Here is a 20,480-nt window from a genome sequence, read left to right as displayed (position 1 = left end):
TGGGCGCTCGCGGTCGCTGCAGTCAGTTTCGGTGGGCGCGTGTTGGCGGGTCTGAGTCGCGACACCGAGCCCTAGCTCTTCGTCGGAGTCAGGCAGAGCCGACGTGCTGGCAGGCACCGGGGCCGTTCGCTCGGGAGCAGGCCGAAGGAACACCCTGTACGCCTCAGCGGATTCGCGGACAGAAGCATCCGGGTCCTGCTGGCGGCCGCGGGCCTTGACTTCCAGCTCGTACCACCCTGGGCCAGGTGAGTCCGACCGGCTGCAACCACCGGCTGACCGCGCTCTGCCTCGCCGCCACTGCCGGCTTCGGCCAGGCACTGGGCGAACGAACGCTGGGATCCGCCGGTCACCCCGGGGGCGCCTGGTCAGTGTGCTGGCCGACGGCTCCAGCACGCGTCGGCCAGGCCGTCTGCTTGAGGGGCCTGCGGGAGCGGAGGGTCTCCTAGTCGGCCGACCGGTCCTCGGCGAGGGCCTGCCTCAGCCGGTCGAGGTAGGTGCGCACTTCGGGGAGCTTGGGGTGCGCGGGGCCGCCGATGCGCAGCAGGTCGGTGATCAACCGCTGGGTGGCCGCGATCGCCTCGTCGATCCGCCTGGCCTGGTCGTAGCCCGAGATGAGGCCGATCAGCGCGTCCAGCGTCCCCGCGTGGTCCGGTCCCAGGGCGTGCTCGCGTGCGGCGAGGGCAGCTTTCAGGTACGGCAGGGCCCGCTCCGGACGGCCGGCTTCCAGGTGGGCGATGGCGAGGTTGTGGTAGCGGTAGGCGATCTCTTCGCTGTGGGGGCCGTGGATGTTCTCGAAGCCGTCGATGGCCCGTTCGTAGCAGGTGACGGCCGCGTCGAGATCCCTGGCGTCGTGGTGGACGTGTGCCAGGTTGTCCAGCCAGATGCAGGTGTCGAGGTGGCCGGGGCCGTAGAACCGCTCCTTGTCGGCGACGATCTCCCGGCCCAGTGCGATGGCCTCGGGCAGCCGGCCCGCCGCACGGTAGGCCATGAACAGTTTCTGCTTGCGGGCCTCCAGCCGCTCCCCGCCCGGCGGCAGGAGGCGCCTGCTGCCGGCCACGGTCTCCTCCAGCAGGGCGATCGCGCGGTCGGCGCTGCCTGCCCGCGCGTAGGCGTCCGATAGCTTCTCGCGCCAGGTGAGGCTCTCCTCCGTGTCGCGGTCGGGGCTCAGTCCGGTGCCCTCCAGGGCTTGTGCGAGGTACGGGACGGCCTCGGCGGGACGGCCCGCCGACAGGTGGGCGGATCCGATGCCGTGGAGGGTGAGCAGGGTGTCGCGGGCGTGCGGGCCCAGGGTCGCCGACTGGTGGGTCAGGTTCTCCAGCAGCAGGGGGATCGCCCGGTCCAGCATGTACGTGTTCCCGGGCGGGGCCGCGGCGGACCAGATGCACAGGAGGAACGCGTAGTTGTGGCGCAGCCGCAGGACGTCCTCGTGGGCCGGCCCCAACCGCCGCTCCGCCTGCGCGAGTTCCTCACCCATCCGCAGGGTGGCGTCCATGCTGAGGTGGACCGGTGCGTCGTCGGGCTCGTGCAGCCGCAGGTCGAGCGGATCCGCGGGAGCCGCGGGTTCCGGCGGGGGGTTCTCCGGGTGCTGCGGGATCTCCGCCTTCTCCGGATTCTCGGGGGTGCCCTTGGCCCGCTTCCGTCGGAACATCGCGGTCACTCTCCTCGGTCGGTGGCGGTCACATGGAGGACCCGAGGTCCCGTACGAGCTCGAGCAGTTCCCGGATCGCGGCGTACGGCGCCCGCCCGTTGTCGAGGTAGGCGCTCAGGGCCGCCCGGTCGGCCGCGGTCAGCGAGGCGAGCGGGCGGGCGGCGAAGGACAGCGGGGCGCCCACGTCGTGCACGGCGGAGCCGTGGACGACGTAGCGGCCGCCGGGTGAGGCGGTCACCACGTGCGGGGCGCCGCGGGACGGCCCGGCGAGCGGGCGGGGCGGCGGGACCGGGGAGAGGTCCACGGCATCGTGGAAGTACGGCGTCTCCTCGCCCCGGGCCCACCCGCCGACGACGCGCCACCCCGGGACCGCGAACAGGTGCTTCAGGCGGCGTCCGGAGGAGTTCCAGGCGGTCACCATGGTCTGGTCGGACTCCTGCTGGAAGAAGTAGACGCCGTCGGTCGACGCGGCGGTCACGAACTCGTCGGGCGAGAGGAAGGCGGCGGCCTCCACCGTGCCGTGCTGCTCGGGCACCTTCCACCAGCCGCGGGCGGTCAGCGGTTTCAGGCCCGCGTCGGTGAGGATCACGCGGCGGTCGCCGGCCAGCAGGAGGCGCTCCCCGGAGGGGTCGACTGCGTGGACGGTGCAGCGTTCCAGCCCCAGGTCCCGCAGGTCGATCCGCTCCAGCGGTCGCCCCAGCGCGCCGAGCAGGGCGACGGGCTCGCTCCGCAGGAGGACGACGAACCCGCGGGCGGTGGCGAAGGTCCGGGCTCCCAGAAGGAGCTCCGGGCCGCCGGCCAGGACCTCCGCCCGGCCCGGCCGGTACATGACGAGCTCGGGAGCCGGCCACAGCTCCGTGCGGAGGGCGAGGACCGCGTCGGGCCCCAGGCAGGTCACGGCTTCGGTGCCGACCCTGACGTGTTCGGCGGACCAGAGGCGGGAGCGGGAGACGAGGTCGTACACGTCGATGCGGGTGGCGCATGTGTAGCGGGACCGCCCCCGGCTCGGCGGCAGGTACGTCTCCCTCGTCATGACCGGCGCGCCGGGAGCGAAGGAGACCCGGTCCGGTGCCACGGGGTCGCCGCGGCGGGGCAGTTGCCACACCGCCCGCCCGGCGGCGGCCCGGGCGGCGCGCTCGGCGGCCTGCGGCCGGTGGCGCCGCGAGGCCATCCGGGCGGCCAGGCGGTGGCCGGGGTCGCCGTCGGGCGGGGCCCAGTACTCGGGCGGGTGGCGGTGGGCGATCCGGATCGCGTCGGTGACCGGGATGCTGCGCATGAGGTCCCACAGCCTCGCGGGGTCGGCTGCCTGGACGAGCTGTGCGGCCGCCTCGTCGATTTCCGCCGGTGTGCCCCAGGGCAGGCGGTCGGCGCCGCGCCGCTCCCGCAGGTAGAGCAGCGCACGGCCGATGGCACGGCCTTCGGCTTCGGCGGTTGCGGCGGTGTCCGGATCGAGGGCGAGACGCTCCCGGTGCAGGGCGAGGCTCTCCTCGACGATCGCGACGGCCTCGGTGTGCCGGCCCAGCGCGATGAGCTTGGCCGCCGCGTCGTCGAGCCGGGCGGCGAGGACGTCCCGGTAGTCGGCGCGGACGTCGGCGAGCTGGCGGTAGAGGTGGAGCGCCTGCAGGAGCGCGTCGACGGATTCGGCGTGCCGCCCCGCATTCCACAGGTGCACGCTGTGGATGCCCAGGCCGGCGGCCAGGTCGTCGCCGAACCGCGCGGGATCGAGGTCCGCCATCTGGCGTACGTGCGCCACCACCGCCCCGGCGCCCTCGGCCGCCTCCTCCGGGCGTCCGGACTTCGCCAGCAGGAAGCCGTTCACCATCTCCAGGCGGTTCACCTCCGAGGAGAGGGACCACCAGAGGAGGGAGTCGCGGTCCAGTACCTCATCGAAGAGGCGTTCCGCCTCTGCCACGGCCGCGTGCGCCTGCTCCGGGGCCCCGGTCTCCCAGAGCGCGAAGGCCAGCCGGGTGTGCGCCTGGGCCAGCGCGGCGAGGGCGGTCGGCTCGGGGCCGCCGTTGTCGCCCCGCGCTGTGCCGTCCCTCTTCAGCCCGATCACCTCCTGAAGGAGGTCGATCCGGTCCTCGGCGGCGATCTCCTCCATGAAGAGGCCGCCGAGGTTGAGGAGGGCGTCGCCGTACGCGGACCGGTGCGCCGGATCCTCCTCGGCGGCTTCCCGGGTGAGTCGTACGGCCTCCTCCATGTGGGCGAGCGCCTCGCTGCGGCGGCCCGTCGTGAGATGGGCGAACACGAGCTTCATGGAGAGCCGGGCCCGTTCCATGCCGTCCACCGTGTGTCCGAGGTGGTGGGTGGTGAGCCGCAGGGCCAGCTCCGCGGCCCCGCCCTCCACCCGTACGTCGCCCGCGGGCAGCAGGGGTTCGATGGCCTCCAGCACGTCGAGGTCCACGGAGTCGAGGGTGGCGATCGAGGTCAGCACCGCGTCGCCGCCCCGGACGGCGAGGGCGGGGTCGCGGCGCAGCAGCGGGAAGAGCACGGCGGGGCCGATGTGCGGCCAGCGTTCGGCCGCGGCGATGAGGAAGGTCAGGGCGCGCGGGGTCCAGGCGGGTGCGGCCCCTCCGTCGCGCCGCAGGATGCGGGTGGTCGCGGTGACGGACCACAGGTCGGTCGGGTAGCCGGTGACGGGGCTGCCGGGGAGGGTGAGGGCCAGGTAGTCCTCGGCCAGACGGTCGGGGAGCAGCGGTTCGAGTACGTGGGCGGCCGCGGGGTCGGTGGGCGGGTAGTGGACGGCGTGGGCAGTCAGGGCCCGGTCCGCGGGGGTGCGCAGCAGGAGCCGGTCCAAGAGCGGGCGGGCGGTGTCACGGCGCATCGGGCCGGTGAGGACGGCGGTGAAGACGGTGCGCGCGAGGTCGAGGGTGCGGCGGTCGTCGCCCGCGGCGCCCGCGCCGCCGTCGTTCCCGGTGCCGCCGCCGTCGTGCTCGCCCGCCCGGCGCCAGTTCTCGTGTTCGCGGTCCAGCAGGTACGCGGTCATCCCGACGAGGTCGCCGGGCGGCTCCCGGCCGCCGGCCCGGGCGTCGACGGCGGTGAGCGCGGCCATGTGGACGGCGAGGGTGAGCCCGAAGTCGGGCCGGGCCAGGTCCCCGTACGGCGGGCGCAGGTCGTCGAGGGCGGCGGGGTCCTGGTAGTGGGCGGCGAAGCCGCGGCGGGCGGCCTCGAACATCGCGCTGCGCTCGCCCTGTTGGCCGGAGAGCGGTTCCACCGGCTGGTCGGACAGGTCGGTGGCGCGCCGCAGGCGGCTCAGCTGTGCCCGCAGGGCGGGCCAGGGCCGCACCGAGCGGGCGATGAGGAGGATCCGCGCGGGGAGGTCTCCGAGGAGCAGGCCGTTGTGGAACAGCCATCGCAGGTGGGCGTCCGGCCAGCGGTCGGCGTAGTCGACGAGTACCAGCACCCCGGCGCGGTGGTCGGTGCGCAGGTCCTGGCTGCCCCGGGCGGGCGGGTAGGTGTCGGTGCCGTGTACGGCGTCGACCACGAGCCAGCCGGCGTCGGCGCATTCGGCGGCGAAGCGGGCGGTGAGGCGGGACTTGCCCGCGCCGCCGGGTCCGTGCAGCCAGCGTGCGGCCGACCGTGCGGGCTGCTCGCGCCACTCCCGCAGCCGGGCCAGCTCGGCTTCGCGACCGGTGAACTCCACGACCTCGCTGCGGGCGTCGAGCATCCGGCTGGGCTGGGCGCGCAGCCAGGCGGAGTCCCGGCGCAGGGCGTCCGCGGCGCCGTGGGTGTCGCGCGCGTACAGCAGGTAGACGGGGGTGCCGTTGCCGAAGACGTGAATGTCCGCGCCGACCGCGCCGTAGGCGAAACCGGCGACGGCGCGCACTTCTTGGTGGACCTCGTCGGGGAGGTCCACGGTCAGCCGGTCCCGTCCGCGCCGTCCTCGTCGGGGGGTGGTGGCACCTGCCCTCCGGTCGCCTGGTGGTAGTGGAGGCTGCCGCCCTGGACGGCGAAGAGGGTGCCGTGGTCGCGGGCGGTGTTCGACTGCGTCCACACCTGCCGCCCGGTCGGCATGCCGTTCTGCACGCGGGCGACCAGTTCGCGCAGTTCGCCCTCGGAGTCGGGGTGTTCTTCCAGCAGCAGGAGCAGCCGCCGGCGCCACACCGGCAGCAGCTCCGCCCGGATCTCGTCCGCCCCGGCCGGTTCGGCGCGGACGACGAGGTCGGCGTCCTCGTCGAGCTGCGCGCCGATCGCCGTCCCGCGGGCCTCGCCGCCCCGCCCGAAGAGCTGGACGACCCCGCCGCGGGCCCCCTGCCACACGTCGGTGGCCATGGCTCCGATCAGCGCGGTGGCGCCCGCGCCGGCGAGCGCCGTCAGTGACTCGGCCAGCATCCGTCCTCCTCAGTCCCGTGCTCAGTCCCGTGCCGCGGGCGGCCCCCGTGATGCCGAACTACCCTGTCCTGTAACCAGGTTAGCCGGGCGGGCAGTGCACGTGCTCAGCCGTGGAAGGCCGCCGGGCGTTCCGGGGAGGCCTCGGTCAGGGCCTTCGTGACGCCGTCGCCCGCGTTCCTGTCGATGTGCTCCGGACGTCGATGTGTTCCGGACTGGGGAACGGCTCCTTCGCGCCGGGCGTCAACGGCGGCGGGAATGAGACGTTCCCGGGGCAGCAGACCCTGCCGGTGGCGACTGGACTGGACGAGAGACGGCTACGACGACCTCGTCGCCTTCGGCGACGACTGGAACTCTGTGCTTTCCCGCCGACGTGCCGAGAGCAGCCTGCCGTGGCTTTCAGTGGCGGGCTGCCTCGTGCAGGTGCCGGCGCAGGTGTGTGCGCAGTTGCGGCAGAGGGGCGCTCGCACCGAGCCGCCGCAGGAAGTCGGCGGCGTCCCAGGTGATCAGGCCGCCCTGGCGGGAGAGGTACAGGCCCACCTGGTCGATGCCGAACTGGTCGCCGTAGTCCAGCAGGAGATATCCGGCGAGCTGGTAGATCTCCTCGCGGCCCAGGCGGCGGGGGTCCTTGGTGGCCTTGCAGTCCAGCAGCAGGCCGCCGAGGATGTAGTCGGCGTCCGCGCCGCCGATGTCGCCGCTGCCGGCGAAGACCGGACCGCACACGCGGGCCCTTTGCGGTAGAGCCCGGAAAGCATCGAACGGACCGTCGGCGAGCCGCATCTGCTGGTCGATGTCGCACGCGACGTACTCGGGGACCGCCGCGGTGAGGTCGTCCAGGACCGTGGCGGGGGTGGCAGAGCTGAGCATGCTGAAGCGGCGGATCTCACCGGTGCGGGCGATGTCCTCGAAAAAGCCGGCAACGAAGCACAGCCGGATGAGTGCGTTCTCGTCCAGGCTGCCGGGGTCGGCGAGGTAGGTGTCGACGGTGGCCAGCAGCTCCCGGCCCGCCGTGTGCAGGGCCGTGCGGGCTCCACGCGCCGGTGCGCCGCGCAGCGGTCCGGTCTCGTCAAGGAGCATCACGCCCCCGGCGACGGCCGGTCCGAGCCGCCCGCCGAGGCTGAGGCGGAGACGGTAGTCGACGGCGTGCCCGAGGGCCGACCAGTTCGGGTACTGCACGTCGATCGGCTGCACCGGGTGCGGGAGGCCGGCAATGCGCGCCTGATAGTCGCGGACCAGGTTGTGGCTGTAGGGGAGGTGGGCGGCCATGAACTGCGAGATCGGTGAGGAGTCGTACTTCAGCTGCCCCGTCAGGCTCAGCTCGATCATCGGCCGCCCGGCCACTGTGCCGTCCCGGCCGGCGCCGGCCATGGTTTTCTCGTACGCGTCGATCCAGGTGATGCCCTCGGTGTCCAGCAGATGACGGGCGCGGGTGACCGCAACGTAGATCAGGCGGGCCTCGCTCGCATTCAGTGCGCGCTGTAGACCGTGGTCGTCGACCGACGGGGCCATGAAGCCTTTGCCGATGCGTACCGACGGCCACTCCCGTCCCTTGGCCTTGTGCGCGGTGGAGACGGTGACCTGTGCCTTCTCCTCCGGGGAGAGGCGGTCCACCGCGGCGATGATCTGGTCGGGGCCGTAGGTGTCGACCAGTTGCACGATCGCTTTGAGGTCCTGGCCTGCCTTGTCCTGCTCGGCGTACTCCTGTACCTCGCCCCAGGAGGAGAACAGGAACAGCTCGGGGTGGCTGGTGCGCTGCCCCGCCTTGAGTTCGACCGCGGCCTTGGCGATGCGCTGCAGCGCGCTGCCTCCGCCGGTCAGCGCCACCGGGGTGCCGAGCTCCAGGTAGGACAGGACTTCGCTCATCGCGTCCACGTTGCCCCGGCACAGCACTGCCTCGGGCTGCGCCACCGCGCCGACGCGGGAGCCGGGACCGTGGCCGGTCAGCTGCATCTCCGACTCGGCGTGTCCCAGCCACCGGTTGGCCACTTCCGCAATCGCCGGGCCGAAGCGGAAGGACTGGGTCAGGCGCAGCTGCCGGGCGGGGAAGCCGGTCATCACGTCGCGCGCGTTGCGCCAGCCGTAGATCTGTTGGGCCGGGTCCCCGACACACACCCGCTGCGCGTCCTGGGCGAGGAAGACCTCCTCCAGCACCGGGTTGGTGTCCTGGGCCTCGTCCAGCAGTACGAAGTCCGCCCCGAGCTGCGGGGAGGTCATCGCCCACAGCTTCATGTAGTGGTCGTGCTCGAACCGCAGCCGGCCCGCGGGCGAGCAGATGTCCTCCCACGCGCGGTGTGCGTAGGGCAGCAGGGTGCGGGCGAGATAGTCCTGGCCGTGGCCGTCGAGGCCGTTGACCGGCTCCATGTGGCGGGCCATGACCTGGCGGTCGGTGGTGTAGCAGAACTTGCGGACCATGCCCATCACGAGACGTGCGGCATGAGTGACCTTGATCTGGCGGGAGTTGACGTCAAGGTTGCGGGTGATGCCGAGCAGGTGGGCGGTGTGCTTGGCGGGGATTCTTGCCGAGGCGTCCAGACGCCCACGGTAGTGGTGGCCGACCGCGCGAAAGGCCAGGGAGTGCGCGGTACGGCACTCCACATGGGAGCCGAAGCGCCCGCGGGCGTCATCGGCGATCGCCCGGTTGAACGCCACGTACAGCCCGCGTTTGCGGGTCGCGGCGCCCATCAGGATCAGTGTGGAGGTCTTGCCCGTCCCGGCACCTGCGACCAGGGCCAAGTCCCGGCCGGAGGCGAACACCTCACGGGCAGCCTGCTGTTCCTTCGTCGGCTCCATGGCCATGGATTCCTCTCTGGGAAGCGCGGCTTCATGTACCGCAACCCCAGAGACTGAGCCAGTTGGTGACGAACCGTCAAGAGTGTCATGCGTTCGGTAGTCAGTTCCGGCCGCATCGCCGGCGGGGGACGCAAGGAAGCGCCACGGACCTGTGCGCTGTCGGTTCTCCCTCCCCATCCCGTGGGCGGTGCACCTCCGTCGCCCCTCGATGCCGGGATCGCCGCCCTCGACTGGTGACCGCAGCGGGACGCATCCGCGGGGCCTCGACCGGGCCGGCATCCAACACTGGTCCAACCGCCCTTGAGCAGAACGAATACACCCACACGTCACTGACATACAGCGCCGAACATCCCAGCGGCATCATGGCCGAACCCCACACTGGCGCCCGTCGGGGCGGCCTGCGCTGCGCTCCAGGCGGGCCCGGTCCGCTGCGGTCCCCGGACCTGAGCCCGCTTCGCGGGCGGCCGGCTACGGAGAAGGGCTTGGGGTGCGGGGTGTGCGGGGGCCGGCCAGGGGTGGGGGTCAGACGAAGAAACCGACTACTCCCACCAGTGCGATGAGGCAGCCGATCCCGATGACAGTCCGCCGGCTCATGTCCCTCAACGGGATACCCCCTGCGGCCATGCCCCAGGGCTCGCCTTGGTAGGAGTCCTTGTAGCGGGACCCCACCACGGCGAAGAACAACCCGAACACGATGAACAGCACGCTCACTACCACCGGCATCGAACGCTCCTCCTTCGATGGGCCTCCAGACGGCCGCTCCCCGGTCTGTGCCATGCAGGCTCTGACCCCGTTGGCATGGCACAGCACCGCGGAGTGGCTCGCGGGAAGGTCATGCTTCCTGCGGGTGGCCGCCGTCTCCTTCGACCACCAGGCGGTCGCTTCCGGGCTCTTCATCGCGTTCGGCGATGGTGACGTCAATCCGGCCGTCACCGGTGGTGTCGAACTGGTAGAGGTCGGCCTTTCCGTCACCAGTGGTGTCGATCATCCACACGTCGGGCTTCCCGTCACCATTCGCGTCAGCACTGAGGACGACATGATGCTCATCGCCTTGAGTCTCGATCACTTCTTCACCGATGCCTGTTGTGGTGTCCATGACGGCCGGATGCCCCAGGACGAGAAGGCGAAACGAGCAGGGTCCGGACCGGGTGAGAAGGCTCCGCGCTCGGTTGAGCCGAAAGGCGGAGCGGCTGGAGGCTGATCGATACTGCACTCCCTGAGCAGACCGGCTGAAAGCATCGTCATCACGCTCACCCGGCTCGATCCCGACCGGGAACGGCCCCAGCGATGTACACCGGTGGACGACGGCGCGTTCATGGCGAACGGTCCGTCACTCCTCGCCGGAGAAGCGCTCCCACGCGGACTGGCGAGTGATGCCGAAGGTCTCGCCGATCCGGGTCCAGGTCACTCCGCGTCGCCGCAGTTCCTGAACCCAAAGCCGCAGGTCAGCCTCAGCTCGGTCAATATGCGCGGCAACTTGAGGGAGATGGCTCAGGAGCTCCTCGTCCGTCATGGAGGCCCATGCGTGGGCGCGCGGCGTGGAGGGCTGCCCCATCGCCTCGGCGACGATCCGTTCCGCCAGTGCGACGCACTCGTCGCAGATGTAGACACCCGGTCCCGCGACCAGCTTGCCGACCTGGGAACTCGGCTTCCCGCAGAAGGAACACTGCGTGGGGTCGGTGGACTGAGCCGTGGCCGCCATAGCTACTACCTCTCGGAGCGTGTCAGGGTTACCCTGACACGCTATGCCGTCAGGAGAGCCCTGACAAGCGGTCTGCACGGCGCACGGCAGCCCCTCCGGGCTGACTGAGTGCAAGGAAGACGTGGCCCCCGATTCGACGAAACCAGGAGCGGGACGTCCACGGCTGTGGGGTGATGAGCGGTGGCAGGGCGGACGGGACGAGCTGCGGGCGGAACGGTGGCTGTCCGCGGGCCCCGGCCGGCCGATCCGGGCGGCAGCCACTCGGGCCGGGATGTGGCCCGTCGGGGTCCTGGGGCAGCTCGCCGAGCGGGTCGTGGTGGGCGAGGCAGCCCTGACCCGCCGTCGGCTTGCCGATGCCGAAGGGCACGAACTCCTCGAAACCCGGCCGCGCCTCGCAGGCGCCCTCACCGCCCGGGAACGGCTGGCGCCTGCTCAGACGCCGAGAGTTCGGACAGTCGCCTTCACCAGGCGTTTGCCCTTGGGCGCGTACCACGAGGTGTACGACGACAGCGCGGTGACCGCCGAGCCCAGCCATTGGGGATCGCCGAGCCTGTCCAGCGCCTTCGCGTCGCTGAGCTGGTCGAACAGTGCCTCGAGGACGATGACGTGGCCGACACCGTACCGGCGTTCGTGATGCGTGTACCGCGCGGACCAGTGCTCGTACGGGCGACGCAGGTTGCCCTGCAAGGAGCAACCGTCACGGCCCCAGTAGTGGCCGCTCTGGTTGGCGACGGCCGCTGCGGGACTGGCATGCCAGCTTCGGTAGGCGGCACGCACCCCGAGGTTCACGCATTGCCCCCACTCCACGGTGACCAGGGGCGCCGCCTCCCCGCGCCGGCGGTGCTCCAGGCCCTCAGGCGTGAGCGCGATGGACAGGCCCGACTTCCGTGTCGGGTCCCCGATCACCCACAGGCCCCCCACCACCTCCAGCGGCCCCAAGTGCTGCGTTATGACAGTCCCCCTCGTTCCGACGGTGATCCACCAGGAACGTATCCAATCCGGGAAAGGGACCTACGGGCAGAAGGGGCATGGCCTGCTCAGGAGCTCCTTCACGGGAAGGGTTGCCACCCACGTCACTCCCCCGGCGCCGCACTTGGCCCGTACATGGTGGTCTTCTTGGTCGACGCCGTCGGTATCGGTGCCGCCCTCATATCCGCCGAGGCCGCCAAGCACCGGCTCTGAAGGCCAGGAGGTACGGCTGTCCGGCCAACAGGTCGTCACAGCCCTCGTGGTGGGACTGGCTGTGACCGTGGGCGGATGGCTCGTGTCACGGAAGGATCAGCTGGTCGAACGGCTGCGCCGGGTCGGCTGACGTGGACGGGCCGGCCGGCGAGAGCGCGCTCCTCGCTAGCAGACCCGGTCGAAGCCGCGGGCGGCTCCGGCGGTGTAGCCGTTCCAGTAGGCGGCGCTGTGGTCCGAGCTCTTGTCGACCTGCGGTCGCACGTCGCAGTTGGCCCGGCCCGCTTCCTGACCCGCGCGGAAGCCGGCTTGGAAGCCCTGCTGGTAGTCGCGCCTGTTGTTCTGCGGGGTGGCGTTCGGCGTGGGTTGGGGTGTGGTGGTGCCGGGCGCGGCCACGCGCTTGCAGTTGACGAAGACGAACGGCTGGTCCTCGTTGACCGCGAGGACGGTGTAGTCGACGTTCTTCTGGAAGCGGGTCAGCTTGAAGTTGCCGCTCGCGTCGACGTTCAGGTCTTGCGTGCTCTCACCGTCGTTGAGCTTGCGCGGGGCGGTGAAACCCTCGCCGGTGATGGTGACGGACATGCCGTTGGCCGCGGGTGTGACGGTGCAGCTGGCGGCGGGCACCGCGGCGGCGGCCGTCGGCGCGAGGAAAGCCGCCCCGCCGAGGGCGACGGAGGACGCGAGGAGCGAGGTGATCAGGGTGCGTCGCGTGCGTTGCGTGCGTCGGTGCATGAGGTGACTCCCGTGAGACTGGGGGCAGCCGTGCGGCCGCCGGTCCCCCTTTTTTCATCCTGCGCCGACCGCCGCGGGGTGTCGACCGGGCGGGTCACGGTGCGGTGCGGGCGGGCGCACCCGGGAGGTCTCGGGCCTGCTGTGGACGTGCTGGTCACAGCCACTCTTCGTTCGGCAGGCCGTGGGGGTGCCGACGGCGGGTTGTGACGGGAAGCGTGTGAGCGAGGGCCGGTGGTTTAGCTCGCGGGCCGGACAGGCTAGTCCAGGTTTCGGACATATCGCTTTCGGGTCACACGTGTAGGGCCCGGGGGCCGCCGTTTGCGTCTGGAGATGAGATGTCCGAGAAGAACCCGGTGAAGGCTGTCGCCGAGAAGGTCGCCGACGTCATGCATGCCGGTCCGGCAGAGGGTCCGGAAGAGGGGGTCCCGGGCAAGCCGGCTCCCGTCTCACCGCAGGTCGTCGAACCGACGACGCCGGTCGAGCCGCTTCCGCCGAAGGCGGATCAGAGCGGTCCGGAGACGGTCGGTCCGACCGGGCAGCCGACCGGGGCGGAGCAGGCCAGGATGGCGCAGAGCGGCGCGTATCTGACCACCGCGCAGGGCGTTCGCCTGCCGGATACGGATCACTCGCTGAAGGCGGGTCCGCGGGGGCCGGTGCTGTTGCAGGACCATCACCTGCGCGAGAAGATCATGCACTTCGACCACGAGCGGATCCCGGAGCGCGTGGTCCACGCCCGCGGCTCGGCCGCCCACGGCGTCTTCCAGTCGTACGGTACGGCGCAGACGGTCTCGAAGGCGGCGTTCCTGGCCCGGGACGTGGAGACGCCGGTGTTCGTGCGGTTCTCGACCGTCCTCGGCTCGCGGGGCTCGGCGGACACCGTGCGCGACACCCGCGGGTTCGCGACGAAGTTCTACACCGAGGAGGGCGTGTTCGACCTGGTCGGGAACAACATCCCGGTGTTCTTCATCCAGGACGCCATCAAGTTCCCCGACGTCATCCACGCCGCCAAGCCGCACCCCGACCGGGAGATCCCCCAGGCGCAGTCCGCGCACGACACCTTCTGGGACTTCGTCTCCCTCCACACCGAGGCCACCCACCACACCCTGTGGAACATGTCCGACCGCGGGATCCCCCGGTCCTACCGGATGATGGAGGGCTTCGGCGTCCACACGTTCCGCCTCGTGAACGCCGAAGGCGCAACGACGCTGGTGAAGTTCCACTGGAAGCCCAAGCTCGGTGTCCACTCCCTCGTCTGGGAGGAGGCGCAGATCCTGGCCGGGGTGGACCCCGACTTCCACCGCCGGGACCTCTTCGACGCCATCGAATCCGGTGCCTTCCCGCAGTGGGAGCTCGGCATCCAGACCTTCCCCGACACCGACGACCAGATGTTCGAGGGCATCGACCTGCTCGACTCCACGAAGATCGTGCCGGAGGAGCTCGCGCCGGTGAAGCCGGTGGGGCTGCTGACGCTGAACGCGAACCCGTCGAACTTCTTCGCCGAGGTCGAGCAGGTCGCCTTCCACACCGGCCACCTGGTCCCCGGCATCGACGCCACCGACGACCCGCTCCTGGCAGGACGGAACTTCTCGTACCTGGACACCCAGCTGACCCGGCTGGGCGGCCCCAACTTCCCGCAGATTCCGATCAACCGCACGCACGCGCCCGTCAACGACATGCTCCGCGACGGCTTCCACCAGACGGCCGTGCACCGCGGGGTGGCCCCCTACAAGCCCAACAGCCTCGATGGCGGCTGCCCCTTCTTCGCCGGCGCCGACATGGGCGCGTTCATCGAGGTGCCGGTCGAGGAACCGGCCGGGCGCAAGGTCCGCGAGGCACCCGCCTCCTACAGCGACCACTTCTCGCAGCCCCGCCTGTTCTGGCTCAGCATGAGCCCGGTCGAGCGCGAGCACATCATCGCCGCCTACACCTTCGAGCTGAACAAGTGCTACGAGCAGGCCATCAAGGAACGCGCCCTGGCCGTACTCGCCAACATCGACGGCGAACTGTGCGCGCAGGTGGCGGTGGGTCTCGGGCTGCCGGTGCCGGCCGCCACCGAACCCCTCACCGACGCCCGGCCCAGCCCGGCTCTGTCGCAGGTCGGCGCGACCTGGCCGCTGGACGGGCGGGTCATCGGCATCGTCACCGACCAGGCCATCGACACGGCCGGCGTGCGCGCGGCCCGCGAGGCCGTTCTGGATGCCGGTATGGTGCCCCTGATCGTCGCCCCGGCCGGTGGGGTCCTGGGCACAGGCGGAGACCCGATCACCGTCCAGCGCACCTTCGCCACCGCCCGTTCCGTCGAATTCGACGCCCTGGTCTTCGCCGGCGCTCCGCAAGCAGGAGCCGACGCCTATGGCGCCCGCGACGCCAAGGCCGGCTCCCCCGGCCCCGCCGTCGGTGACCCGCGCGTTCTCACACTGCTGACCGAGGCATACCGGCACGGCAAGGCCCTCGCCGGCTGGGGCGGCGCCGAAGCCCTCTTCGAAGCCGCGGGCATCTCCGCCGGCGAACCCGGCGTCATCCTGTCGGACGGAGCGCAGGCACTGCCCCAGCTGCTGGAACTCCTCGCGGCCCACCGCGTCTGGGAACGCTTCCCCGCCGCCGTGTGACCCGACCGTACGCATCCCCCCGGGGGGTCCCTGCGGGCCGCGGCGAGCCTCGGACCACCACGGTCCGGGGCTCGCCGCGTGTCGCGCGGCGTCGTCGTTCTTCTGGACCGGCTCGTTCTGTACGGCAGCCGATGCAGTGCCCGGCGCGGAGCCCACGGCGCAGCGGCGCGCGATCCCGGATGACCCCGGAGAATGATCCGCGTGGAGGAGTTCCCCGTCCGTGCGTCGGCGGCCGTATGCGGTCCTGGCGCGAGCCGTCCCGGGTGGGCTCGGCGAGATGATCGCTCGGGCACCGGATGAGCGGCTCGGCGGAGGGCAGTGGCAGGAAACGGCCGACGGCCGCCGGCCCGCGAGCGGGTCCCACCCATCACGGAGGTACCAGCGTGGCCAGTACGGCTTCGACGTCGGGCACCCTGCCCACCGGGCTGATGGCCCTGCCGGGCGTGTACCGGCCACAGGGCGACACCCGCCTCGTGGCGGAAGTACTCGCTGAGGAAGCCCTGACACCCGGAGCGCGTGTTCTGGAGATCGGGACAGGGACCGGTGCGCTGGCCCTCCAGGCCGCACGCCGGGGCGCCAGGGTCACGGCGGTCGACGTCTCCTGGCGCGCCGTGGCCACCGCCCGGCTCAACGCCATCCGGCACCGGTTGCCCCTGCGCGTCGTCCACGGCGACTTCGCCTCCGCGGTCACGGGCAGCCGGTACGACCTGGTCATCACCAATCCGCCCTATGTCCCCGCCCCGGGGGCAGAACTTCCCGTGCGGGGGCCGGCACGCGCGTGGGACGCCGGCCGCGACGGCCGGGCGGTCATCGACCGGATCTGCGCCAACGCCCCCTCCCTGCTGCGTCCGGGCGGCGTACTGCTCATGGTGCACTCCGGCATGTGCGGGGCCTCCGAAACCGTCGACAGGCTCGCTGCGACAGGGATGGCCGCTGAGGTCACCGCCCGCGCTGTCGTGCCCTGGGGGCCCGTGCTGCGCTCCCGCCGAGCCTGGCTGGAGCAGCAGGGCCTGACCAGCCAAGCCGACGAGCTCGAAGAACTGGTGGTGATCCGTGCCCGGTACTGACTCCTGGTGCGGGGCCGGCCGCGTTCTTGCTGTGGAATCCGCTGCGGGCATCGTCCGGCCCGCCGCTCCGGTACTCGGTTTCGGCGGGGTCGGCTGTCGCTTCTGAGGGGGCGGGTCGGCCTCGGTCCCGCTCGGCCGTCGCCCCGTCGCACGTGTGCGGCGTGGTCCGCACGACGCCGGGTAGGTGCTGGACAACCCGTGCGCCACAGAGCCACTGGCGGGTGTCGCCAAGGTCAGGAGGGCACGTCATGTCCGCACAGGATTCGGAACCGGGTCCGCGCCGTACGCCTTCACCCGGCGCAGGGACCGGGGTCCCGCCAGGCGAGACTCCGCCCGGTGAATCGAGCACTGGCACAGGAACCGGCCCGTACCGGCCCCTCACCCGCGGCTGGGGAAAGGGACCTCTGGTGCTGATCTGCCTCCTCGCCTTCGTCACCGCCCTGTTCTTCCTGGCCTACGCCATCACGCTGGACCTCTGAGGTGGGTTGATCGCGCCCACCGGCTGCTGGTGAAGGGGATGGTCCGCAGTTCCGCGTTCCCCCGTCTTCAAACGCCGGCCCCACAGGCTTCGCGCCGCGTCAGGGGGTCCGCCGCCCGGTGGCAGCGCATGCTGGGAGGGAACATCCACGGCTTGGGAGGATGAGGACGTGGACCGGCAACCGGACATGCTGGAGATGCTCACCCGGATCCTGGACGACGGGCACCTGTGCTCGTTCGATCAGTTGCCGGGTCTGGTCGCCGGCCATGCCGGTCTGGCCGGCATGGGCAACGTGCGGCTCTTCCTGGCCGACCTGCGCGAGCAGGTCCTGCGGGAAGCCACCGGCCGAGGACTCAACGCCGCCGAGGGCGGTGAGACGCTCCCCATCGAGGGCACACTGCCCGGCCGCGTATTCACCACCATCCGTCACCTGCCCGGCCCTGAAGCCACCCCCCGCAGATGGTGGGTGCCCATCCTCGACGGGACGGAACGCATCGGCGTCCTGGGCGCCGACCTCGCCGACGGGGTCGAGGTGGACCAGCTGAACACCCTGGCCTCCCTGGTCGGTCTGCTGGTGGTCGGCAAACGGCCCCACAGCGACGCCCACCCCCGCCTGGTACGCACCGAGGCGATGAACCTCGCCGCCGAGCTGCAGTGGAATCTGATGCCGCCCCGCTCGTTCGCCAACCCGAACGTGGTCGTCGCCGCGGCGATGGAACCCGCGTACGAGGTGGGCGGCGACGCTTTCGACTACGCGATCGCCGGCGATCAGGTGCATCTGGGCATCTTCGACGCCATGGGTCACGACAGCCACGCCGGACTGGCCGCCAACGTGGCCGTGACCGCGTGCCGCAACCAGCGTCGCCAGGACACCGGCCTCGTCACCACCAGTGAACGCATCGAGGAAAGCCTGATCGAACACTTCGGGCACACCACCTACGTCACCGCCGTACTCGGAGACGTCAACGCCGACACCGGACTCTTCAGCTGGATCAACCGCGGCCACCACCCGCCCGTCCTCATCCGCGCCGGCCGCTGGACCACCGCTCTGTCCTGCCCGCCTGCCCACCCGCTCGGCACCGACCTGGGACTCCCCGTCACCCTGCGCCGTGAGCAGTTGGAACCCGGTGACCGCATCCTGCTCTACACCGACGGCATCACCGAAGCCCGCGACCGCAACGGCCGTCCCTTCGGCATGGACCAGTTCACCGACTTCGTCATCCGCCACCACACCGACGGCCTGCCCGTCCCCGAAACACTGCGCCGGCTCATGCGGGCCGTCATGGACCACCACGACGGACGCCTGGCCGACGACGCCACCGTCCTGTGCCTGGAATGGCACGGCCCCAGCCGCAACAAACAACTGCGCCCCACCAACCTGGAACCCCCCGCGTGACAGACAGCGGGAAGGGGGCGGCCCGCTGTGCGGTGCGGGTGCCGCCCCGTGCACCTGCCGGCCGGTGCTAGGAGCCGTCGTAGTGGTCGCGGCTGCCGGACTTGGCCAGGCCTCGGCTGATCATGTAGCCGAAGGTGAGGATCACGATGTACAGCCAGGCCTTGTCGGCGCGGAAGTAGTCGAGGTGGCCGTCGCCGGTTCCCACCACCATGGAGGCGATCAGGACCGCGATCACGCAGGCGATGTAGACGAAGAACTCCGTCGTCTTCAGAGCGGACTTCGTCTCGGTCGACAGGCGGCGTGTTCCGTGTCCGGAAACGTCGCTACCGGCGGTGCGGCGGCTTGCGGGGGTGCCGCCCGGGTTCGCTGTGGTCATGGCAGTCGTCCAATCCGTCAGTGGGGCACGGAGTGCTCCACGGTTCGGGATCACGCCCGAGATCGACGCCTCCCACCCAGCGACTACCCGAAAATCCGGGAGTAAGCCCCACATAAGGTACAGATGGATCAATAGCGGCTCCGCGGCCCTCGGCGCCCTGCCCGGGTTGCCGCGGTCATGCCGCCGCGCGCGGGGGCTGTCGGGGGGCGCTCGTACCGCGGTGCCCCCCTGGCCGTGCGGCGGTGGCAGGCCGTGTCCTGGTTGCTGCTCACACAGCGGGGCATGTGCGACATAGAGCCGTGAAACGGAAAGGAGGACCGGGTGAACACAACCGTCCTGGATCACCCCCTGTCCCGCACCGCCCAGCCCTCTGCTTCAGCACGTGACGCCACGCGCGCCTTCCTGGCCCGCGCAGCCCGCCTGCGGGCCCCCGCCGGGGACGAGAGTCCCGACAACGTGCTCCTGGTGATGGCCGAGCTCGTCGCCAACGCGCTCCGGCACACCATCGGCCCCTGCGCTCTGCACCTGGAACTGCTGGAGCACTCCATCGACGTGTGCGTAGCCGACCGCAGCCCCCATCACCCCCGGCCCCGGACCCCCAGCACCGAGGGAGCGGGCGGGTGGGGATGGTTCCTGGTCAAGCGCCTCGCCACCCGCATCCGCATCCGGCCGGAGCCGGGAGGCGGCAAGACCATCTGCGCCGAGCTCCCCTGGTAGCGGCGTCCCCGCCCGCCGTCGGCAGCGAGGTGGGGGAAAGTGGCCAGCCTCGGACGGCAGGGTGCCGGTGAGGGCGGTGCCGTCGGGGCGCGGGGTCGGCCCGTGGATGCGGTTCAGGAACGGTGTGCCGCCTCGGCGTGTTCTGCTCGGCGGTCGGCCCGCATGATCAGCAACGAGATCAGCGAGGCTGCCACGAGCACGGAGCCGACGGCGATATCAAGAACCCGGCTGCCGTTGTCGACGGCTGTCTCCTGCAGCCCCAGAACATAAGGAGAGGCAATCAGCCACAGGCCCGCCAGGCCGACGATTGCGTCAGAGCGCCGGCTGCCGCCCCGATAGATCCTCAAGCCGACAACGAACATCAAAAACCCCCCGACCAGCGCCTCGTTGACCTGCGCGTCTTTCGCCCCGTCCTGGGTCGCCATCGGCACGATCCACAGGGCGGCTGAGGCGACGAGCATGACGAGCCCGATCACCTGGTCGTGAATGCCCTTCCGGTACGCGTGGGCTTGGGTCGACGGGACCGCGTGGTGGGAATGGTAGACAGCCATGGCGTCCTCCTGGCAGGCGCCTACCCGATCGCCGGACGAACACCCCCGTGGAGAGTCCCGTCCGCCGCTTTCGGCACATCGCGGTGCGTGACGCAGGCGGCTACGTCGCGTAAGCCAACCGGGTCACCTCAGGGTCTTCATATAGCTCATGGTCACTTTCCGTAGTACATGTGTAGGCCGCGCGTAAGTCTCGCCGTGTGGCGGGTACCGGCGTGCCCCCGTGTGACCGACCCTGTGATCTGACATAAGGAATCGCCCATGGCGACGTCGACCGAGCCCGTTACGCCCATCCCGGTACCGGGCCGCTCGTTCGGGAGCGTGCTGGTCTCCTGGCTGACCACCACCGATCACAAGAAGATCGGGCATCTGTACCTGATCGCGTCGTTCGGCTTCTTCGTCATCGGCGGAGTACTGGCGCTGCTGCTGCGGGCGGAGCTGGCCCGGCCCGGCATGCAAATCGTGTCCAACGAGCAGTACAACCAGATCTTCACCCTGCACGGCACGGTCATGCTGCTGTTCTTCGCGACCCCCACCTTCGCCGGTTTCGCCAACGCCATCATGCCGCTGCAGATCGGGGCCCCCGACGTGGCGTTCCCGCGGCTGAACATGCTGTCGTTCTGGCTGTTCCTCTTCGGCGGCCTCATCGTCGTGGGCAGTCTGCTCACTCCGAACGGCACCGCGGACTTCGGCTGGACCGCCTACACGCCACTCAGCAGCTCGACACGCACTCCGTCCATCGGCGGCGACATGTGGATCATGGGCCTGGCGCTCTCCGGGTTCGGCACGATCCTCGGCTCGGTCAACTTCGTCACGACGATCATCTGCATGCGGATGCCCGGCATGACCATGTTCCGGATGCCGATCTTCACCTGGAACATCCTGCTGACCTCGGTACTGGTGCTCTTC

16 protein-coding genes and 1 pseudogene are annotated in these 20,480 nt (G+C 71.0%); 6 read left to right on the top strand and 11 right to left on the bottom strand.

Going from position 1 to position 20,480, the window contains the following annotated elements:
- Positions 1-442 precede the first annotated feature (442 nt).
- From ACFWW8_RS26085 to ACFWW8_RS26045, 9 genes and pseudogenes are all read right to left on the bottom strand, one after another.
- Positions 443-1,648 (bottom strand): tetratricopeptide repeat protein, encoded by a 1,206-nt coding sequence (locus ACFWW8_RS26085; protein ID WP_386531810.1) that lies wholly within the window; start codon positions 1,646-1,648, stop codon positions 443-445.
- Positions 1,649-1,676: 28 nt separating this feature from the next.
- Positions 1,677-5,504, bottom strand: coding sequence for a hypothetical protein (locus ACFWW8_RS26080; RefSeq protein WP_386531808.1), 3,828 nt, complete (start codon positions 5,502-5,504; stop codon positions 1,677-1,679).
- A 2-nt stretch (positions 5,505-5,506) separates the two neighbouring features.
- Entirely contained in the window at positions 5,507-5,980 is a 474-nt protein-coding gene (locus ACFWW8_RS26075; protein ID WP_386531806.1) for a hypothetical protein, read from the bottom strand.
- Between the two features lie 396 nt (positions 5,981-6,376).
- On the bottom strand, positions 6,377-8,767 hold the full coding sequence (locus tag ACFWW8_RS26070; RefSeq protein WP_386531805.1) for a UvrD-helicase domain-containing protein: 2,391 nt from the start codon (positions 8,765-8,767) through the stop codon (positions 6,377-6,379).
- A 522-nt stretch (positions 8,768-9,289) separates the two neighbouring features.
- Entirely contained in the window at positions 9,290-9,490 is a 201-nt protein-coding gene (locus ACFWW8_RS26065; protein ID WP_386531803.1) for a hypothetical protein, read from the bottom strand.
- A gap of 109 nt (positions 9,491-9,599) precedes the next feature.
- Positions 9,600-9,863 (bottom strand): hypothetical protein, encoded by a 264-nt coding sequence (locus tag ACFWW8_RS26060; protein WP_386531801.1) that lies wholly within the window; start codon positions 9,861-9,863, stop codon positions 9,600-9,602.
- Between the two features lie 479 nt (positions 9,864-10,342).
- Positions 10,343-10,469: pseudogene (locus tag ACFWW8_RS26055) on the bottom strand (ClpX C4-type zinc finger protein); the annotation flags it as partial.
- A gap of 432 nt (positions 10,470-10,901) precedes the next feature.
- Positions 10,902-11,408 (bottom strand): hypothetical protein, encoded by a 507-nt coding sequence (locus ACFWW8_RS26050; RefSeq protein ID WP_386531800.1) that lies wholly within the window; start codon positions 11,406-11,408, stop codon positions 10,902-10,904.
- Positions 11,409-11,816: 408 nt separating this feature from the next.
- A complete protein-coding gene (locus ACFWW8_RS26045; RefSeq protein WP_386531798.1) occupies positions 11,817-12,380 on the bottom strand; it encodes a hypothetical protein in 564 nt (187 codons plus the stop codon).
- 335 nt (positions 12,381-12,715) lie between these two features.
- Between ACFWW8_RS26045 and ACFWW8_RS26040 the strand changes: the two genes are divergently transcribed.
- The 4 genes from ACFWW8_RS26040 (at position 12,716) to ACFWW8_RS26025 (ending at position 17,930) form a co-directional block, all read left to right on the top strand.
- Positions 12,716-14,989 (top strand): catalase, encoded by a 2,274-nt coding sequence (locus ACFWW8_RS26040; protein WP_386531797.1) that lies wholly within the window; start codon positions 12,716-12,718, stop codon positions 14,987-14,989.
- Positions 14,990-15,417: 428 nt separating this feature from the next.
- The gene (locus ACFWW8_RS26035) at positions 15,418-16,056 is read left to right on the top strand and encodes a HemK2/MTQ2 family protein methyltransferase (RefSeq protein ID WP_386531901.1); all 639 of its coding nucleotides are present in this window, start codon (positions 15,418-15,420) and stop codon (positions 16,054-16,056) included.
- A gap of 248 nt (positions 16,057-16,304) precedes the next feature.
- A complete protein-coding gene (locus ACFWW8_RS26030; protein WP_386531795.1) occupies positions 16,305-16,535 on the top strand; it encodes a DUF6480 family protein in 231 nt (76 codons plus the stop codon).
- Positions 16,536-16,703: 168 nt separating this feature from the next.
- Entirely contained in the window at positions 16,704-17,930 is a 1,227-nt protein-coding gene (locus ACFWW8_RS26025; protein ID WP_386531793.1) for a PP2C family protein-serine/threonine phosphatase, read from the top strand.
- A 67-nt stretch (positions 17,931-17,997) separates the two neighbouring features.
- On the opposite strand, the gene ACFWW8_RS26020 is transcribed toward ACFWW8_RS26025, so the two are convergent.
- Entirely contained in the window at positions 17,998-18,306 is a 309-nt protein-coding gene (locus ACFWW8_RS26020; RefSeq protein WP_386531792.1) for a hypothetical protein, read from the bottom strand.
- 321 nt (positions 18,307-18,627) lie between these two features.
- Between ACFWW8_RS26020 and ACFWW8_RS26015 the strand changes: the two genes are divergently transcribed.
- On the top strand, positions 18,628-19,023 hold the full coding sequence (locus ACFWW8_RS26015) for an ATP-binding protein (protein WP_386531791.1): 396 nt from the start codon (positions 18,628-18,630) through the stop codon (positions 19,021-19,023).
- A gap of 113 nt (positions 19,024-19,136) precedes the next feature.
- Here ACFWW8_RS26015 and ACFWW8_RS26010 read toward each other — a convergent pair whose 3' ends face one another.
- Positions 19,137-19,574, bottom strand: coding sequence for a hypothetical protein (locus ACFWW8_RS26010; RefSeq protein ID WP_386531789.1), 438 nt, complete (start codon positions 19,572-19,574; stop codon positions 19,137-19,139).
- A gap of 258 nt (positions 19,575-19,832) precedes the next feature.
- Between ACFWW8_RS26010 and ACFWW8_RS26005 the strand changes: the two genes are divergently transcribed.
- The coding region (locus ACFWW8_RS26005) for a cbb3-type cytochrome c oxidase subunit I (RefSeq protein WP_386531787.1) at positions 19,833-20,480 on the top strand (648 nt) is incomplete at its 3' end.

The organism is Streptomyces sp. NPDC058701 (genome assembly GCF_042715295.1).
GTDB lineage: Bacteria > Actinomycetota > Actinomycetes > Streptomycetales > Streptomycetaceae > Streptomyces.
Note: the sequence above shows the minus strand (reverse complement) of the source record. Positions and strands in the feature narration are given on the sequence as shown.

Excerpts from the sequence above, each read along its gene's own strand:
- ACFWW8_RS26010 (WP_386531789.1), bottom strand. The coding sequence starts at position 19,574 with ATGGCTGTCTACCATTCCCACCACGCGGTCCCGTCGACCCAAGCCCAC.
- ACFWW8_RS26035 (WP_386531901.1), top strand. The coding sequence starts at position 15,418 with ATGGCCCTGCCGGGCGTGTACCGGCCACAGGGCGACACCCGCCTCGTG.
- ACFWW8_RS26070 (WP_386531805.1), bottom strand. The coding sequence starts at position 8,767 with ATGGAGCCGACGAAGGAACAGCAGGCTGCCCGTGAGGTGTTCGCCTCC.
- ACFWW8_RS26030 (WP_386531795.1), top strand. The coding sequence starts at position 16,305 with ATGTCCGCACAGGATTCGGAACCGGGTCCGCGCCGTACGCCTTCACCC.
- ACFWW8_RS26060 (WP_386531801.1), bottom strand. The coding sequence starts at position 9,863 with ATGGACACCACAACAGGCATCGGTGAAGAAGTGATCGAGACTCAAGGC.
- ACFWW8_RS26040 (WP_386531797.1), top strand. The coding sequence starts at position 12,716 with ATGTCCGAGAAGAACCCGGTGAAGGCTGTCGCCGAGAAGGTCGCCGAC.
- ACFWW8_RS26045 (WP_386531798.1), bottom strand. The coding sequence starts at position 12,380 with ATGCACCGACGCACGCAACGCACGCGACGCACCCTGATCACCTCGCTC.
- ACFWW8_RS26075 (WP_386531806.1), bottom strand. The coding sequence starts at position 5,980 with ATGCTGGCCGAGTCACTGACGGCGCTCGCCGGCGCGGGCGCCACCGCG.
- ACFWW8_RS26065 (WP_386531803.1), bottom strand. The coding sequence starts at position 9,490 with ATGCCGGTGGTAGTGAGCGTGCTGTTCATCGTGTTCGGGTTGTTCTTC.
- ACFWW8_RS26085 (WP_386531810.1), bottom strand. The coding sequence starts at position 1,648 with ATGTTCCGACGGAAGCGGGCCAAGGGCACCCCCGAGAATCCGGAGAAG.
- ACFWW8_RS26020 (WP_386531792.1), bottom strand. The coding sequence starts at position 18,306 with ATGACCACAGCGAACCCGGGCGGCACCCCCGCAAGCCGCCGCACCGCC.